Source organism: Micromonospora sp. NPDC049101, from assembly GCF_040648675.1.
Taxonomy (GTDB): domain Bacteria; phylum Actinomycetota; class Actinomycetes; order Mycobacteriales; family Micromonosporaceae; genus Micromonospora.
This window is the reverse complement of record NZ_JBEZED010000009.1, coordinates 39,795-55,922: the sequence shown is the minus strand read 5'-3', so window position 1 is coordinate 55,922 and position 16,128 is coordinate 39,795. Positions and strand designations below refer to the sequence as shown.

At 73.7% G+C, this 16,128-nt stretch carries 15 protein-coding genes; 6 read left to right on the top strand and 9 right to left on the bottom strand.

Going from position 1 to position 16,128, the window contains the following annotated elements:
• Positions 1–64 precede the first annotated feature (64 nt).
• Together AB0B57_RS14515 and AB0B57_RS14510 are read left to right on the top strand one after the other, a co-directional pair.
• Entirely contained in the window at positions 65–1,696 is a 1,632-nt protein-coding gene (locus AB0B57_RS14515) for a RecQ family ATP-dependent DNA helicase (RefSeq protein ID WP_357069440.1), read from the top strand.
• Positions 1,697–1,763: 67 nt separating this feature from the next.
• Positions 1,764–2,267 carry a hypothetical protein gene (locus AB0B57_RS14510; protein WP_357069092.1) on the top strand — a complete coding sequence of 168 codons (504 nt, stop codon included), beginning with the start codon at positions 1,764–1,766 and terminating at the stop codon, positions 2,265–2,267.
• Between the two features lie 124 nt (positions 2,268–2,391).
• Here the strand turns inward: AB0B57_RS14510 and AB0B57_RS14505 are convergent, their stop codons facing one another.
• Positions 2,392–4,014, bottom strand: a complete 1,623-nt coding sequence (locus AB0B57_RS14505; RefSeq protein WP_357069090.1) for an MFS transporter — start codon at positions 4,012–4,014, stop codon at positions 2,392–2,394.
• Positions 4,015–4,105: 91 nt separating this feature from the next.
• Here AB0B57_RS14505 and AB0B57_RS14500 point away from each other — a divergent pair, with 91 nt between their 5' ends.
• A complete protein-coding gene (locus AB0B57_RS14500) occupies positions 4,106–4,870 on the top strand; it encodes a TetR/AcrR family transcriptional regulator (protein WP_357069088.1) in 765 nt (254 codons plus the stop codon).
• Positions 4,871–4,883: 13 nt separating this feature from the next.
• Here AB0B57_RS14500 and AB0B57_RS14495 read toward each other — a convergent pair whose 3' ends face one another.
• Genes AB0B57_RS14495 through AB0B57_RS14460 form a run of 8 tightly spaced genes read right to left on the bottom strand, consistent with a single transcriptional unit; the run spans position 4,884 to position 13,478 of the window.
• Positions 4,884–5,867: a DNA topoisomerase IB gene (locus AB0B57_RS14495; RefSeq protein WP_357069086.1), complete on the bottom strand. Its 984-nt coding sequence runs from the start codon at positions 5,865–5,867 to the stop codon at positions 4,884–4,886.
• On the bottom strand, positions 5,851–6,804 hold the full coding sequence (locus tag AB0B57_RS14490) for a glycosyltransferase family 9 protein (RefSeq protein ID WP_357069083.1): 954 nt from the start codon (positions 6,802–6,804) through the stop codon (positions 5,851–5,853). Before AB0B57_RS14490 ends, AB0B57_RS14495 begins: the two co-directional genes overlap by 17 nt.
• Positions 6,801–7,502: an SDR family oxidoreductase gene (locus AB0B57_RS14485; protein ID WP_357069081.1), complete on the bottom strand. Its 702-nt coding sequence runs from the start codon at positions 7,500–7,502 to the stop codon at positions 6,801–6,803. The genes AB0B57_RS14490 and AB0B57_RS14485 overlap by 4 nt, the downstream gene beginning before the upstream one ends.
• On the bottom strand, positions 7,499–8,923 hold the full coding sequence (locus tag AB0B57_RS14480; RefSeq protein WP_357069079.1) for a PfkB family carbohydrate kinase: 1,425 nt from the start codon (positions 8,921–8,923) through the stop codon (positions 7,499–7,501). The genes AB0B57_RS14485 and AB0B57_RS14480 overlap by 4 nt, the downstream gene beginning before the upstream one ends.
• A gap of 16 nt (positions 8,924–8,939) precedes the next feature.
• A complete protein-coding gene (locus tag AB0B57_RS14475; RefSeq protein WP_357069438.1) occupies positions 8,940–9,632 on the bottom strand; it encodes an SIS domain-containing protein in 693 nt (230 codons plus the stop codon).
• Positions 9,629–10,846, bottom strand: a complete 1,218-nt coding sequence (locus AB0B57_RS14470; protein ID WP_357069077.1) for a glycosyltransferase — start codon at positions 10,844–10,846, stop codon at positions 9,629–9,631. The genes AB0B57_RS14475 and AB0B57_RS14470 overlap by 4 nt, the downstream gene beginning before the upstream one ends.
• Positions 10,831–11,805, bottom strand: a complete 975-nt coding sequence (locus AB0B57_RS14465) for a glycosyltransferase (RefSeq protein ID WP_357069075.1) — start codon at positions 11,803–11,805, stop codon at positions 10,831–10,833. The genes AB0B57_RS14470 and AB0B57_RS14465 overlap by 16 nt, the downstream gene beginning before the upstream one ends.
• Positions 11,802–13,478: an HAD-IIIA family hydrolase gene (locus tag AB0B57_RS14460; RefSeq protein WP_357069073.1), complete on the bottom strand. Its 1,677-nt coding sequence runs from the start codon at positions 13,476–13,478 to the stop codon at positions 11,802–11,804. Before AB0B57_RS14460 ends, AB0B57_RS14465 begins: the two co-directional genes overlap by 4 nt.
• A gap of 154 nt (positions 13,479–13,632) precedes the next feature.
• On the opposite strand from AB0B57_RS14460, the gene AB0B57_RS14455 reads away from it, so the two are divergent.
• From AB0B57_RS14455 to AB0B57_RS14445, 3 genes are all read left to right on the top strand, one after another.
• On the top strand, positions 13,633–14,079 hold the full coding sequence (locus AB0B57_RS14455; protein WP_357069071.1) for an SRPBCC family protein: 447 nt from the start codon (positions 13,633–13,635) through the stop codon (positions 14,077–14,079).
• Positions 14,076–15,077 carry an SDR family oxidoreductase gene (locus tag AB0B57_RS14450; RefSeq protein ID WP_357069069.1) on the top strand — a complete coding sequence of 334 codons (1,002 nt, stop codon included), beginning with the start codon at positions 14,076–14,078 and terminating at the stop codon, positions 15,075–15,077. Before AB0B57_RS14455 ends, AB0B57_RS14450 begins: the two co-directional genes overlap by 4 nt.
• Before the next feature lie 147 nt (positions 15,078–15,224).
• Positions 15,225–15,992: a polyprenol monophosphomannose synthase gene (locus tag AB0B57_RS14445; RefSeq protein ID WP_357069067.1), complete on the top strand. Its 768-nt coding sequence runs from the start codon at positions 15,225–15,227 to the stop codon at positions 15,990–15,992.
• Positions 15,993–16,128 lie beyond the last annotated feature (136 nt).

Genomic DNA, 16,128 nt, shown 5'->3' with positions numbered 1-16,128 from the left:
CCGAGAGCCCATGATCGTCCGGATGCGTTTCGGCGGTCATGGGCTCGGGTACCTCCGGCCCTCGATGAAACTGTCCACGCACTCGATGACGTTGCGCCGCGCGGCCCGCAGCCTTTTCGGCTGGAAGGCGCTGCGGCCCAACCAACTGGCCGCCATGCGCGCGGTGATGAAGCGACGTGACGCCCTGGTGGTGCTGCCCACCGGTGCCGGCAAGTCGGCCATCTACCAGATTCCGGCCAGTCTGATCCCCGGCCCCACCGTGGTGATCTCCCCGCTGCTGGCCCTCCAACAGGACCAGATCGCCTCGCTCAACGAGCGGCAACGCCCGGAGCTGCGGGCGGTGCGGATCAGCTCGAACGAGTCGCCCACCCAACAGGCCCAGGCGATCACCGAGATCCGCGAGGGTCGGGCGGAGTTCCTGTTCATCACACCGGAGCAGCTGAGCAACCCGGACCGGATGGCCGAGGTCGCCGCGCTGAGGCCGGCGCTGGTGGCGATCGACGAGGCGCACTGCATCTCGGCCTGGGGGCACGACTTCCGGCCGGACTACCTGGCGCTCGGGCACCTGATCGAGGGCATCGGCCGGCCGCCGGTGGTCGCGCTGACCGCCACCGCCTCCCCGCCGGTACGCGACGACATCATCGCCCGGCTGCGGCTGCACGACCCGGAGGTGGTGGTCTCCGGGCTGGATCGGCCCAACCTGTTCGTCGAGGTGACGCACTGCCCCGACGAGGACTACCGGTGGCGGCGCCTGATGACGATGCTGCGCGACGAGGGGCGGCCGGGCATCATCTACGTGCCGACCCGCCGCGCCGCCGAGGAACTGGCCACCCGGTTGACCGACGCCGGCTTCCCGGCGCAGTTCTACCACGGCGGCATGCCCGCCGGAGCCCGCGCGGAGCTGCACGAGGCGTTCCTCGCCGACGAGGTCCCCATCATGGTGGCGACCTCGGCGTTCGGCATGGGCATCGACAAGCCGAACATCGCCTGGGTGGTGCACATGGCACTGCCGGACTCGCCGGACAGCTACTTCCAGGAGATCGGCCGGGCCGGGCGCGACGGGCAACCGGCCCGGGTGCTGCTGCTCTGGCGGGCCGAGGACGTGGGCCTGCAACGCTTCTTCAGCGGCGGCCTGCCGGACGCCGACGAGCTACGCGACCTGGCCGCGCTGCTGCGGCGCAAGCCGGCCACCAAGACCGAACTGCGCGAGACCACCGGCCTCGGGCCGCGCAAGCTGGGCCAGTATCTCTCCCTGCTGGAGCAGATCGGCGCGGCCGAGCCGCGGGCCCGGCAGCGCGTCGGCGCGCCCCGCTACTCCCCCAACCCGACCGAGGCCGCCGCGGCGGCACTGGCCGAGGCGGAGCGCCAGCAGACGGTGACCCGGTCCCGCACCGACATGATGCGGGCCTTCGCCGAGACCAGCGCCTGCCGGGGGCAGACCCTGCTGGCCTACTTCGGTGAGCAGATGGCCGAGGTCTGCGGGCACTGCGACAACTGCCACGCCGGCACCAGCGTCGCCGACCAGGGCGCGGTCGGGCCGTTCCCGGTGCACAGCCAGGTGCGTCACCCGGAGTGGGGGCGCGGCATGGTGCTCTCCTACGAGGACGACAAGATGACGGTTCTCTTCGATGAGGTCGGGTACAAGACGTTGTCGGTGCGCGTGGTGTCCGAACAGGGCCTGCTGACCCTGGACTAGCCTGACCCGGGCACCGGTGCGGGGCCCGTGGATTGACCACACTGAGCAGGGCGGAAGGGGCGTTGCCGTGATCGAGCAGCCGGCGTACACCGGGTTCGGTTTCTCCGACGGGGAGTGGGGGCTGCTGGTCGGCCTGCCGCAGTCGGTGCTGACCGCGGCGAGCGCCGCCGAGTCCGACGGCACCCGCCGGACCATGGCGGAGACCGCGGCCGGGTTGGAGACCATCTCCGCTGGTCGGGAGTCGGCCAGCCCGCTGGTCGCCGCCGTGGCCGGCGAGATCGTCACCCGGGTCGGTGACCCGGACACCGGCGAGGAGTTGCCGGCCATCGCGCCCGCCGACCCCGCGGCGTACATCGACGACGTGCTGCTGCGGGCCGGCGAGGCCGGCGCGTTGCTGGCCGCGCGGGTCGACGAGGGCGAGGCCGGGGCGTACAAGCACTGGCTCGTGAAGATCGCCGAGCAGGTGGTGGGCGCCGCGTCCAGCGGCGGGCTGCTGGGCATCGGGGGCGAGACCGTCAGCGATTCCGAGCGGCGCTTCCGCGACCGGCTCGCGCACGTGCTCACCGACTGACCGACCGGCCTGTCGACTCGGCCGGCCTCCTGGCGCTTGATCGACTCGGTCTCCTGAAAACCGCGGCTTCCCCACGTCTGGGACGGCCCGCTTTTCAGGAAACCGAGTCGATCATGTCGGTCGGCTACGCCTCGGCCGACGCCCCGGCGCGCGACGCCGAAGCCGCGCCCGGCGCCGAAGCCGCCGGCAGCGCCCCGGTCGCGGGCGGGTCGGCCGGCAGCGCCCCGGGTACGTCGGCCGGTCGGACGCCGCGCAGCGTGGTCAGCGCGGCCACCGCGCCCAGCAGCATCGCCAGCATTGCCGCGATCGCGGCCAGGTGCAGACCGTCGGTGAAGGCGACCCGGGCGGCGTGCAGTACCGCGTCGCCCAGGTCGGCGGGCAGCCCGTTGGCCACGGCCAGGGCACCGCCCAGCGTCTCCCGGGCCGCGTCGCGGGCGCCTTCCGGCAGCCCGGCGGGCAGCCCGTCGAGCACCTCCCGCCGGTAGACCGCCGCGCCCACGCTGCCGAGGAGGGCCATCCCCAGGGCGCCGCCCAGTTCGCTGCTGGACTCGGTCAGCGCCGACGCGACGCCGGCCTGCTCGGGCGGTGCCGCGCCGAGGACCAGTTCGGTGACGAGCGACATCACCAGCACCAGGCCGCCCGCGTAGATGCTGGCGCCGACCAGCAGCACCCACAGCGCCGAGTCCGGCGTGACCTGGGTCAGCACCGCGAAACCGAGCACCGCGATCGCGAAGCCCGCACCGATCAGGTACGCCCGTTCGACGCGCTGGGCGAGCGCGGCGGCGGCCGGTGCGACTCCGCCCACCGCGAGGGACGGCACCAGGCTCCACAGTGCCGCGCGCAGCGGGCTCAGGCCGAGCACCAACTGGAGGTGTTGGGTGGTGAAGATGGCGAAGCCGACGATGGCGAACATCGCCAGCACGTTGACCGCGAGCGACCCGGCGAAGCCGCGGCGGCGGAACAACGCGAGGTCGACCATCGGGTACGCCCGGGTCCGCTGCCGGTGCAGGAACAGCGCGCCCACCAGCAGGCCGGCCACGATGACGAGCACCCGTGGCGCGCTGACCCCGTCGCGGGCCATCTCCTTGATGCCGTAGATCACCGGCAGCAGCGCGCCGAGCGACAGTGCGGCGCTGAGCAGGTCGAACCGCCCGGTCGCCGGGCTGCGGAACTCGGGCACCAGGAACGGGACGAGCAGGAGCAGCAGCAGCATCGCCGGAATGTTGATCAGGAAGATCGAGCCCCACCAGAAATGCTCCAGCAGGATGCCGCTGAGCACCGGCCCGATGGCGATGCCGCCGGTGAGGGTGGCGGTCCAGATGCCGATCGCGGTGCCGCGCTGCTTCGCGTCGTGGAACATGTTGCGGACCAGGGCGAGCGTGGAGGGCATCAGGGTGGCCCCGCCGATGCCGAGGACGGCGCGCGCGGCGATCAGCGTCGCGGCGCTGTCGGCGTACGCGGCGAGCAGCGACGCCGCCCCGAACGCGGTCGCGCCAAGGAGCAGGAGTCGGCGGCGGCCAATCCGGTCACCCAGTGCGCCCATCGTGATGAGCAGCCCGGCCAGTACGAAGCCGTACGTGTCGAAGATCCACAGCTGTTGGGTGGCGGTGGGACGTAGTTCCTCGCTGATGAACGGGACGGCGAAGTAGAGCACCGAGACGTCCATCGAGACCAGGAGCAGCGGCAGCATCAGCACCGTGAGCCCGATCCACTCCCGCCGGCCCGCCCGCGGTGCCGGTGTGGTCATCGTCGTCATGATCCAGTCCCCTTCTGCGTATGGCGTACGCTGTTATGCGTAGACCATACGCAGAACTAGGATGGCGAGGCAAGGAGGAAAAGTGGCGGCGAAGACAGACGACAGCGGGCCGGTTCTACCGCCGGCCATCGAGTACGCCTGGGGACTGCGGGACCGGCCCCCCAAGGGCCCCCGGCCCGGCATGAGCGTGCCCGCCATCGTGGACGCCGCCGTACGCGTGGCCGACGCCGACGGGCTGGCCGCGGTCTCGATGAGCCGGGTGGCCAAGGAGTTGGGCGCCGCCACGATGGCCCTCTACCGCTACGTCGGCTCGAAGGACGAGCTGCTGACCCTCATGGTGGACGCCGGGTACGGCCCGTCGCCCGGCCCGCCCCCGCCGGACACCGACTGGCGCGCCGGGCTGACCCGGTGGGCCTGGGCCGAGCACGACGTGCTGCGGCAACGATTCTGGCTACTGCACGTGCCCATCACCGGCCCACCGATCACCCCGCAGCAACTCGGCTGGATGGAGGACGGGCTGCGCTGCCTCGACGGCACCGCGCTCGCCGAGGGCGAGAAGATGTCCACGCTGCTGTTGCTCACCGGGTACGTGCGCAACGAGGCCACCCTCGCGTCCCAGATCGCCGAGGGCAGCCAGGCCACCGGCGCCAAGCCGAGTGAGATGATGCCGGCGTACGGCCGACTGCTGGCCCAGCTCATCGACCCGGCCCGCTTTCCGGCCCTGCAACGGGTGCTGGCCGCCGGGGTGCTCAACCAGGACGACGACCCCGATGACGAGTTCACCTTCGGCCTGGACCGGATCCTCGACGGCGTCGACGCCCTGATCCAACGGCGAGCGGCGACCTGAGCCCGCGGCCCGGTCAGGCTTTCTCCAGCAACTCCAGGACGACCCGCTCGGCCTCCTCGCGGGGTGCCCGCGGGTCCACCGACGCCACCACCCCGTCGTGGTAGAGGTCGACCACCCGCGGGTCCACGTACGACGCACGGGCCACCGTCGGGGTGTTGCCCAACAGGCCGGCCACCTCGCGCATCACGGCGACCACCGCCTTGCGCCGGGCCGTCACCGAGCGAGCCGGGCCGGCGGTGGCCAACTCGGTGGCGGCGAGCACCGTGGCGTGCCAGGTGCGGAAGTCCTTGGCGGTCATCTCGCCGCCGCTGGCGTCGCGCAGGTAGCCGTTGACCTCGTCGCTGCGCACGTCGCGCCACTCCCGGCCGTCCCAGTAGCCGAACAGCCGGTCGGCCCGTCGCCGGCGGCTGCGCAGATTGAGCAACACCTGGCACAGCTCCGGGTCCTCGATCCGGCGTACCTGCTCGATGCCACCCTTCGCGGGAAACACGAAGACCACGCAGCCGCCCCGGGACCGGGCGTGCTCGGGGCGCAGGGTGGACACCCCGTACGTCGGGTCGTCGCCGGCCGCGTACTGGTCGCTGCCGACCCGGAACATCCCCATGTCCAGCAGACGGGCCACCGTGGCCAGCACCCGGTCCCGGCCCAGCCCCCGGCCGTCCAGGTCCCGCCCCACCCGCTCGCGCAGCGCCGGCAGTCGTCGGGCCACCTCCAGCATGTGGTCGAACTTCGCCTCGTCCTGCTTCTCCCGCCACCGTGGGTGGTAGACGTACTGCTTGCGCCCGGCCGCGTCGATCCCGATCGCCTGGATGTGCCCGTTGGCGTGCGGCGCGATCCAGACGTTCTGCCAGGCCGGCGGGATGACCAGCTCCCGCAGCCGGGCCAGCACCTGCGGGTCCCGAACCGGATCTCCGGCCGGGTCGACGAAGAGCCAGCCCCGTCCGCGCCGGCGCCGTCCGTACCCCGGTCCACCCGGGTCGCTACGCCGCAACCGCACCGGAGACCCGCACCACCCATTCCACCTCGGCCACGGCGGCCAGCACCTCGTCGGTGCGCAGAGCCGCCATCGTCGGGTGGCTTCCTACCCCGTCCCACCCCGGCCAATCGCCCTCGCCGGCCCAGAGCACCCGGTGCCGGGGGCGGTCCACCGGCGGCCCCCAGTGCGCCGGCGGCACCGGCCCGAACAGCACGACCGACGGCGTACCGAACCCGGTGGCCAGGTGGGCCACCCCGGTGTCCGCGCTGACCACCAGACGGGCACCGGCCACCAGCGCGGCGAGCGCGCCGAGGTCGGTCCGCCCGGCCAGCACCTGGTCGGGCCCCAGGCCGGCCGCGTCGGCCACCCGCGCCGCCAACGCCCGTTCGTCGGCCGAGCCGGTGAGCAACACCCGGTGGCCCTGCTCGGTGAGCGCCCGGGCCAGCGCGGCGAACCGCCGCGCGGGCCACCGCTTGGCGGCGATCTTGCTGCCGGGGTGCAGCACTGTGACACCGGTGGGCAGCCCGGTCGCCCCGGGCCGACGCAGACCGAGGTCGGTGCGGTCGGCCGCGATGTCGTACCAGGACAGCAGCCGACACCACCGGTCCACCTCGTGCTCGTCGACGGACCACCGCGGACCGTCGACGTGGCCGGCGTCGGCGTTGGCGAAGGCGAGCAGCCGACCGGGTCGGGTGGTCGCCAGCACCCGGTGCGACCGCGGGCCGCGCCCGTGCAGGTTCACCGCGACCGACACCGCCGACCCGACCCGCGGCGGCCGGTCCAGCCCGGCGGTGTCCACCAGCCGGTCGACACCGCCGACCAGGTCGACGAGCGGGGCCAGCCAGGCGGGCGCGGCGAGCGCCAACTCCCGACCGGGGTACGCGGCCCGCAGCGCCCGCAGCGCGGGCACCGCGGTCACCAGGTCGCCGACGCCGAGGGCGCGCAGCACGAGGATCACGGGTACGAGGTCTCCTGCTCGGCGCAGACCACCAGCTCCCGCACCGCGCAGCCGGGCGGCTGGTTGAGCGCGAACATGATCGCGGCGGCGGTGTCGGCGGGATCGTTGAGGATCGCGTCCGGCCCCGGCTTGTACTGCGGGTCGCGCTCGTCGAAGAAGGACGTGCGCATCCCGCCGGGGATGAGCAGCGTGACGCCGACCTGACCGGCGAGCTCGGCGGCGAGGGCGCGGGTGAAGCCGACCACACCGAACTTCGCCGCGCAGTAGGCGGTGGCGTCGCTGACCGCCTTGACGCCCAGCGTGGAGGCGACCGTGACGATGCGGCCCCGGGACGTCAGCAGGAACGGCAGGGCAGCCCGGATCACCGCCGCGGTGGCCAGCAGATCCACGGCGATGATCCGGTCCCAGGTCTCCCCCGGCACGTCGGCGAGTCGACCCGGGACGTCCGTTCCCGCGGCGGTGACCACCGCGTCCAGGCCGCCGGCCTGCTCGGCGAGGTGCTGGGTGGCCACCTCGGCGGCCCGGGTGTCGGCCAGGTCGCACTCGGTCCAGGACACCCCGTCGGCCGGCGGTTGCCGGTCCAGGACGACCGGCCGCCCACCGGAGGCGGCCACCGCGGCGACCACCGCGGCACCGAGCCCACTGGCACCACCGGTGACCAGGACGGTGGGCCCGGCACCCGGCCGCGTGGCGGTCATCGGGTCCGCTCCGCGAGCGTCCGGACGATCATGTCGGTGGTGGAGCGACCGTCCAGGTAGGGCACCACCACCGTGTTCCCGCCCCACCGTTTCAGGACCTCCGCCTCCGGCAGGGTGGCGGCGGCATCGCCACCGCCGGTGGCGTAGTCGCCACCCTTGACCCAGATGTCCGGTCGGACCCAGGACAGGGCCGCGTCCGGGGTCGGCTCGTCGAAGATGAGGACCGCGTCGACACAGCTCAGGGCGGCCAGCAGCCGAGCGCGGTCGCCCTCGGACATCACCGGTCGATCCGGCCCCTTCAGCCCGGCCACGCTGGCGTCCGAGTTCACGCAGACGATCAGGCAGTCGCCGAGTTGTCGGGCGGCCTGCAGGGTGGCCACGTGCCCGGCGTGCAGCAGGTCGAAGCAACCGCCGGTGGCCACCACCGTGCCGCCGGTGGCCCGTACCTCGGCAAGCAGCGTGGCGACCGGCGCGACGCCCACCCGGTCACCTCCCGGGCCGACGACGCTCGTCGGCATGGGCCGTGCCGGCGGCGGCAGTGCCGCCGCCACTCCCCCACCGGCGACGTACGCGGACGCCTCGGCGACCGCCGCCTGCACCGCCTCGGAGACCAGCGCGCCCTGGGCCAACGCCAGACTGGCGGCCGCCGCGAACCGGTCGCCGGCCCCGCAGGTGTCCCCCTCGGCGCTGCCCGGGGTCGGCACCACCAACGGCGTCGACCCGGCATGGCAGAGCAGCGCGCCGTCCCCGCCCAGCGTCACCGCCACCGCACCGGCCCGCCAGCGTCGCCGCAGCCCCTGCGCACCGCGCGACGCGGCGGCCAGCCGGGAGGCACCGGGCAGTGCGGGGACCAGGTCACGCACCTCCGACTCGTTCGGGGTGGCCAGATGGACGCCGGGGATCGCCGCCGGGCCACGGGGGTGCGGGTCCCACACCACCGGCGCGCGGGTGGCGGACAACGCGTCGCGCAGCGCGGGCTGCCGGGCCACCCCCCGGCCGTAGTCGCTGACCAGCACCGCGGACGCCGCGCCGATCACCCGCAGCACCTCGTCGGAGGGCTGACCCGGCTCCCCGGACGCACCGCCCCGGTCGTGGCGCAGCAGCACCCGACCCCGCGCCCGCAGCCGGATCTTCTCCGGCGTCGCACCGGACAGGGCCAGCGGAAACACCTGCACGCCGGCCGCGGCGAGCAGCGCGCTCAGTCGGGCCCCGCCGGCATCGTCGGCGAGCGCGGTCACCAGCACCACCTCGGCGCCCTGCGCGGCGGCGAACACCGCCGCCAGACCGGCGCCACCCGGTCGGTCGCTGGCGGCGGTCTCGTCCAGGACCGGCACCGGCGAGTCCGGGCAGAGCCGGTTCACCACCCCCTCCACGTCCCGGTCGAGCAGGGTGTCCCCGAGCACCACCACCGGTCCCCTCACGCTTGCCTCCCCATCCTCACGCGTCGACCTGCTGTCCGGGCCCACCGTCGAGCACCACCTCGACGCCGGTGCGCACCGGTGCCGGCTGCCCCGCCGCGGGGTGGACGGCCACCGGATCGGCGACTGCCGCCAGCGCGGCGGGCAACTCCTGTTCGAGGTACTCGCAGAGCAGATGACTTGTCACCAGGTGCAACTCCTGGACGACCTGGGTGTCCGGCGACGCCACGGCCAGCACCTCGTCGCAGGCGTCGGCGAGGGAATTGGGAGCCCTGCCGGTGAGGGCCCAGGTCGTCAGGCCGACGTCGCGGGCGGCCTGGGCGGCACGGACCAGATTGGGGCTGGTGCCGCTCGTGCTGAGCAGCAGCAGGACGTCGCCGCGACGACCGTGTGCGCGCACCTGACGGGCGTACACGTCGGTGTAGCCGTAGTCGTTGGCGATGGCGGTGAGCGCGCTCGTCTCGGCGTGCAGCGCGATCGCGGACAGCGGCTGACGGTCGTGGTGAAGCTTGCCGACCAGCTCGGCGGTGAGGTGCTGGGCCTCCGCCGCGCTGCCGCCGTTGCCGGCCACCAGCAGGCGCCCCCCGGCGGCCAGCCGGTGGGCCAGGTCCGCACCCCAGCGCGCCAGCTGCGACTCACACCGCCGGTACGGCACCAGCGCCGCCGCGAGGTTCGTCAGGTGGGTGTCGAGCAGGCTCCCCGCCGGCATCAGGCCACCACCCGGGCCGGCCGGCGGACGGCGGCCACCTCGCTGTAGACCTCGACCAGCCGCTCGGCGGTGGCCGCCCACGAGTACCGCGCCCGTGCCCGCTCACGCGCCGCCGTCGCGTACGCGAAGCGCCTGATCCGGTCGTCGAGCAGGCCCTGGATCGCGGCGGCCAGCGCCTGCGGGTCCCGGGCCGGCACGAGGTCACCTGTCGTCCCGTCGACCACGGTGTCCCGGATGCCGCCCACGGCGGTGCCGACGACCGGCACCCCACAGGCCATCGCCTCCAGCGGGGTCAGCCCGAACGGCTCGTACCAGGGTGCGGCGACCAGCAGGTCCGCCGAGCGGTACCAGCGGCCCATCTCCTCCCGGGGCACCGCGCCGACCAGGTGCACCCGGTCGGTGACCCCGCACGACTCGGCGAGGGCCCGCAGCCGCCGGGCGTACGGGTCGGTCTCCAGCAGCCCCTCGGGTGGGCCGCCGACGACCACGCACTCGGCGTCCGGCACCAGTGCCATCGCCCGGATCACGGTCTGGAAGCCCTTGCGTTCGACAAGCCGGCCCACGGTGAGGATCCGGGCGCGTCCCGGATCGCGGTCGGCGGCGGGCCCGAGCGGGGCGAACGTGCCGAGGTTGACCCCCGACGGCACCACTGTCATCCGGGACCGGGGCACCCCCATCCGGACCAGTTCGCCCACCTCGTCGCGGCACTGCGCCACGATCCGGTCCACCGAGCGGCCCAACTCGCGCTCGTAGGACACCCGCCGGGCCGGGCTGGTGTCCTGTACGCCCTGGTAGCGGCGCTTCACCGTGCCCAACGCGTGGTACGTCTGCACCACCGGCACCCCGGTCTGCCGACCGGCCGTCAACGCCGCCAGACCACTCATCCAGAAGTGCGCGTGGATCACCTCGGGCACCCAGTCCCCGCCCCGCCAGCGCTCGATCAGCCACCGACTGAACTCCCGCATGTGCGGCAACAGCGCGTCCTTGGCCACCGGCTCGGCCGGGCCGGCCGGCACGTGCACCACGTCGTACCCGTCCGGGCTGCGTACGGTCACCGGCAGGTCGAACGCGTCCCGGCGGGTGTAGACCCGCACCTCGTGCCCCGCGGCGGCGAGCGCGGCGGACAGCTCCGCGACGTGCGTGTTCTGACCGCCGGCGTCCTCCCCTCCGAGGACGGCGAGCGGGCTGGCGTGCTCCGAGATCATCGCGATCCGCATACTTCCTCCTCCAGCAGCCGGTCCCAGTCAGCGAGGAAACGGTCGAGGCCGTACCTGTCCCGCGCGGCGGTTCGCGCCGCCGCGCCGGCCTGGCGCGCGGTCGCCGGTTCGGCGATGAACCGGCGGGCGGCGTCGAGCAGGGTGTCGGTCCGGGTGGCGAGGGCCCCCGCCTCCGGGGGCACCGCCGTCACCGCCTCGGTGGTGGCGAGCGCGACGACCGGCATGCCGATCGCCATCGCCTCGATGAGGCTGAGCCCGAGCGAGGTCCACCGGCACAGGTGCAGGTACGCGCGCCGCCGGGCCAGTTCGGCGTGCATCCGGTCCTGGGGCACGTCGTCGTGGCTGGTGAGCCGGTCGGCGGGCAGCCCGAGGTGGTCGGCCAGGCCGGCGACGCCCATCCCGAACACGTCCAGCGGCGCGATCTCGGCGAACTGGGGCAGCAGGTCGGTGCCGGTGACCCGACCTCGTCGTACCGGCTCGTTGATCACCACGGCGAGTCGGTCGAGCTCGCCGGTGTAGGTCGCGGAGGGAGCGACGATGCCGTGGTCGACCACCGTGGTGCGGGTGGCGCCGGTGTCCCAGAAGATCTGGTTGAACCCGGTGACGTGGGCGATGAGCAGGTCGTCGCGGTCGGCCATCGGGTGCCGGGTATTCGGCACGTCGCCCTTCGGGGTGTTGTGTTCGACGTAGATCGCGGGCAGGTCGCGGCCGGGGCGGCGGCGCAGCCACTCCTGCGCCCGGTCGATCTCCTCCGGCCGTTGCAGGATGACCAGGTCGACGTCGGTGTCCGGCAGGTCCTCCGGGGTGACCTCCACCGCGCTGTCCGGCCAGGGGTAGGTGCGGGCCCGGCCGAGGCCATACGGGCCGCGGTCGGGTGTGGTCGGAATCAGGTAGCGGTGACTGCCGTGCACGAACGACGTGGTCCAGGAACCGTGCACGTGCCAGAGCAGGATGTTCATCGTCGGCCACCACCGCTGACGGCGAGCGTCCGCAGCGCGTCGACCACCTCGTCCGGGTCGACACCACTGAGGCAGGGGTGCCCGGGGACCGGGCAGCTGGCCGCCCGGGTGTCCCGGCAGGGCGCGGCGGCGTCGCCGAGCCGGACGGTGGGCACCCGGTAGGGCCCCCACTGGCCGAACGGCACGGTCGGCGCGAACAGACTCACCACCGGTACGCCGGTCGCGGCGGCCAGGTGCGCGGGGCCGGTGTTGCCGACCACGACCGCGCTGGCGTCCGCGACGATCGCGGCCAACCCGGCCAGGTCGGTCCGACCCCCCAGGTCGGTGCCGCCGGCAGCCGCCACCCGGGCGGTGATCCCACGCTCGTCGGGGCCGCCGGTGACCAGCACCCGATGCCCGGCGGCGGTCAGCGCCCCGGCGATCCGGGTCGCCACCTCGGGCGGGCAGGCCCGGCTCGACGCGGCCGAGCCCGGATGCAGCACCACGTACCCCGGGTCGCCGAGCTCGGCCGGGCGCGGCGCCACGGCGTCGCGGCGCAGCCGGAGCACGGGCTCGTCGCCGTCGGGCAGCCGATGGCCGGCGGCGGCGGCGAGGGAGAGGGCCCGCTCGGGTTCGGGCACACCCACCGGCACCCGGTGCCGGATGTCCAGCAGCGAGCCGGGGTAGTCGTCGCTGATCGCCGCGATCCGGCCGATCCCCGCCATCCGCAACAGCAGCGCCAGCGGCAGGGCGGACTGGTGGAACGAGGTGAACACCACCGCCTGGTCCGCGCCGACCGCGCCGAGGCGGGCAGTGAGGCTCCGCACCGACTCCGGGTCGACCGGCCCCGGCGTGCTGTCGATCCACGGCAGCGGGTACTCGATGATTTCGTCGATGCCGGGCAGCAGGTCGGCGGCGGCACGGCCGCGTGGCCCGCACAACAGCACCACCCGCTGCGCTCCGGCCGCGACGGCGCGGATAGCCGGCCCGGTGACCAGCACGTCCCCCGCCGAATCCGACCGGACCACCAACGCGGTCCGCACCGGGTCCCCCGACGCGGTCACCGGTTGCACGGCCTGTTGGCGGCGCAGGATCTCGTCCACCGCCGCCGGCAGATCGTGGGCCACCCAGCCGGCGGCGGCGATCTCCTCCGGCCGGGTCACCGGGGTGGGCACCAGCACCCCGGCGGCGCCCGCGGCCAGCGCGGCGGCGACGTCCCGGCCGATGTCGCCCACCATCGCGCACCGGGACGCGGTCGTGCCCAACTCGCGGGCGGCGGCGTGCACCAGGCCGGGTGCCGGCTTGCGGCAGGTACAGCCGTCGGCGTCGTCGTGCGGGCAGATCAGCCACGCGTCGAACCGACCCAACAGCTCCTCGACGCGGGCGTGCACCGCCCACATCTGCTCGGCGCTGAAGAAGCCCCGGGCCAGGCCCGACTGGTTCGTCACGACCGCCAGGCGCAGCCCGGCCGCCCGCAGCCGGTCCAACGCCGCCCGCGCCCCCGGCACCGGCCGCACCTTCTCCGGGTCACCGTTGTACGGCACGTCCTCGATCAGGGTGCCGTCACGGTCGAGCAACACCGCGTCGTACAGGACTCCCGCTGAGCTGTCGACGGACCTGGAACCGGCGCGGTCAGCAGTGGCGTATGCCCGGGCTGACCTGCGCTGATACGGATCCTCCTGGTCCTGTCGCACAGCCGGCGGGTTCCCTGCGCCCCGAGGAGTAAACGTCGCCGCGGAGGCGCCGGACCGGTGCCGCCGACAGTGCCCGTGTCGGCCTTACCCGCCGTGCCGGAGAAGCTAACCCGCCAGCCGTTAGCCCCTGCCGTGCCCAGGGTATGGGAGCCCAGTGGCGATTGTGGAGAAAGTGATCGACGCTCCCCCGCAGCAGGTGTTCGACGTGCTCGCCGACGGGTGGACGTACAGCGACTGGGTGGTCGGGACAGCTCACGTACGCGACGTGGACGACGCCTGGCCCCGGGTGGGCAGCCAACTGCACCACCGCGCCGGACCGTGGCCGTTCTCCCTGCAGGACGCGTCGACGGTGCTGGTCTGCGAACCGCCGCACCGGCTCGTGCTGAAGGCCGGTCTCTGGCCGGCCGGCGAGGCGATCGTGGCCTTCACGCTGCAACCTGTCGACGGGGGCGCCACCCGGGTCCGCCTCGGGGAGGACTTCGCCGCCGGTCCGCTGCGCTGGGTCCGCAACAAGGTCAACGACCTGGTGCTGCACCTGCGCAACCGGGAGACGCTGGACCGGCTCGCCGACATCGCCACCCGACAGAAGGGGACATCGTGACGCAGACCGTGGTGGTGACCGGGGCGAGTGCCGGCGTCGGTCGGGCCGTCGCGCACGCGTACGCGGCTCGGGGCGCCCGGTTGGCGCTGCTGGCCCGGGGCGAGGCGGGTCTGGCCGCCGCAGAGCGGGAGTGTCGCCTGCGCGGTGCCGCCGACGTGCGCGGGTACCGCGTCGACGTGGCCGACGCGGGTGCGGTGCAGCAGGCCGCCGACGACGTGGTGCACCGGTGGGGCGGCATCGACCTGTGGATCAACAACGCGATGGCGTCGGTGTTCGCCCCGGCCTGGGAGATCCCGGCGCGTGAGTTCCGCCGGGTCACCGAGGTCACCTACCTGGGCACCGTGCACGGCACCCTGGCCGCGCTGCGGCACATGCGGGCGCACGGGCGGGGCACGATCGTGCAGGTGGGCTCGGCGTTGGCCTACCGGGGGATCCCGCTGCAGTCGGCGTACTGCGCGAGCAAGCACGCCGTCCAGGGGTTCAACGACTCGCTGCGCGCCGAGCTGCTGCACGACTGCCCCGGGGTGAAGCTGTCCATGGTGCAGTTGCCCGCGATCAACACACCGCAGTTCTCCTGGGTCCGCACCCGGCTGCCCCGGCACCCGCAGCCGGTGCCGCCGATCTTCACGCCGGAGTTGGCCGCCCGGGCCATCGTCTGGGCCGCCGACCGTGGCACCCGGGAGCTGAACGTGGGCGGCCCGACGTGGCAGGCCCGACTGGCGGACATCCTGTTTCCCGGCCTGCTCGACCGGAAGTTGGCCCGCGACGGCTACGAGAGTCAGCAGACCGGCGAGAAGATCGATCCGCGTACCTGGCGGGACAATCTCGACAAGCCCGGCGACGACGACACGGACCGGGGCACCGAGGGCGTGTTCCACGACCGGGCGCGCAACCGGTCGGCGGCGCTCTGGGTCGGCACCCACAAGCCGGCGCTGTCCGGTGTCGCGCTCGCCGCGGCGGCACTAGCCCTCACCGCCGTGGCCCGTCGCCGACGCTGACGCAACGCCTGCGACCAGCGGGATCGATGCCCACACCCGGTACGGCACCGCCGTGCGCAACGCCCGGTAGGGGTGCCTCTTCAACCCGAATGTGACAACTGGATACCCTTTCCGGGAGCCCCCTGTCCGCAAACCGAGGATGTCCGCATGATCGTGCCTGTGCAGCTGCCGTCGCCGTGGCGGGACGCACGCCTGACCGTCGTCGTGCCCACCTACAACGAAGCGGGCAACCTGCCCACGCTTGTGGAGCGGCTGCTCGCCCTGCCACTGCCCGGCCTGCGCATCCTCGTCGCCGACGACAACTCCCCCGACGGCACCGGTGACGTGGCCGACAAGCTGGCCATCGAACATCCGGACCGGGTGGAGGTCGTGCACCGGGCCGGCAAGGAGGGCCTCGGTCGGGCGTACGTCGACGGGATGACCCGGGCGATCGAGGGCGGCGCCGAGTACGTGGCGCAGATGGACGCGGACCTGTCGCACCCGCCGGAGGCGCTGCCGGGGATGCTGGGCGCGCTGCTGTCCACCCAGGCGAGCGTGGTGATCGGTTCCCGCTACGTGCCCGGTGGTGAGCTGGACGAGAACTGGCCGCTGTACCGTCGGGCCCTCAGCGGCTGGGCGAACCTCTACGTGCACACCCTGCTGCGGGTACGCATCCGGGACCTGACCGCCGGCTTCAAGATCTGGCGGGGCGACGCGCTGCGCGACATCGGTCTGAACCGGGTGCAGTCCAACGGCTACAGCTTCCAGGTGGAGATGCACTACCTCGCCACCAAGCTCGGGCACACCATCCTGGAGGTGCCGATCCGCTTCGAGGAGCGCCGCGACGGCATCTCCAAGATGACCACCGCGACCAAGGTCGAGAGCGCCCTGATGCCCTTCCGCCTCCGCAGCAAACACCGCAACATAACCCGCTAACACCCCCGCTGACCCCCTCCCCACCCCACCCCCACCCGTCCGTTGATCATGAGGTTATAGCCACTCGCATCGGCGTGTCGCCGCTATAACCTCATGATCAACGGGACTCGGCGGGGGGTGGGGGGCAGGGGTGGGG

Bases quoted from the DNA above. Each gene is read 5' to 3' on its own strand.
- AB0B57_RS14470 (WP_357069077.1), bottom strand. From the start codon at position 10,846: ATGCGGATCGCGATGATCTCGGAGCACGCCAGCCCGCTCGCCGTCCTC.
- AB0B57_RS14445 (WP_357069067.1), top strand. From the start codon at position 15,225: ATGATCGTGCCTGTGCAGCTGCCGTCGCCGTGGCGGGACGCACGCCTG.
- AB0B57_RS14485 (WP_357069081.1), bottom strand. From the start codon at position 7,502: ATGACCGCCACGCGGCCGGGTGCCGGGCCCACCGTCCTGGTCACCGGT.
- AB0B57_RS14465 (WP_357069075.1), bottom strand. From the start codon at position 11,805: ATGAACATCCTGCTCTGGCACGTGCACGGTTCCTGGACCACGTCGTTC.
- AB0B57_RS14515 (WP_357069440.1), top strand. From the start codon at position 65: ATGAAACTGTCCACGCACTCGATGACGTTGCGCCGCGCGGCCCGCAGC.
- AB0B57_RS14505 (WP_357069090.1), bottom strand. From the start codon at position 4,014: ATGACCACACCGGCACCGCGGGCGGGCCGGCGGGAGTGGATCGGGCTC.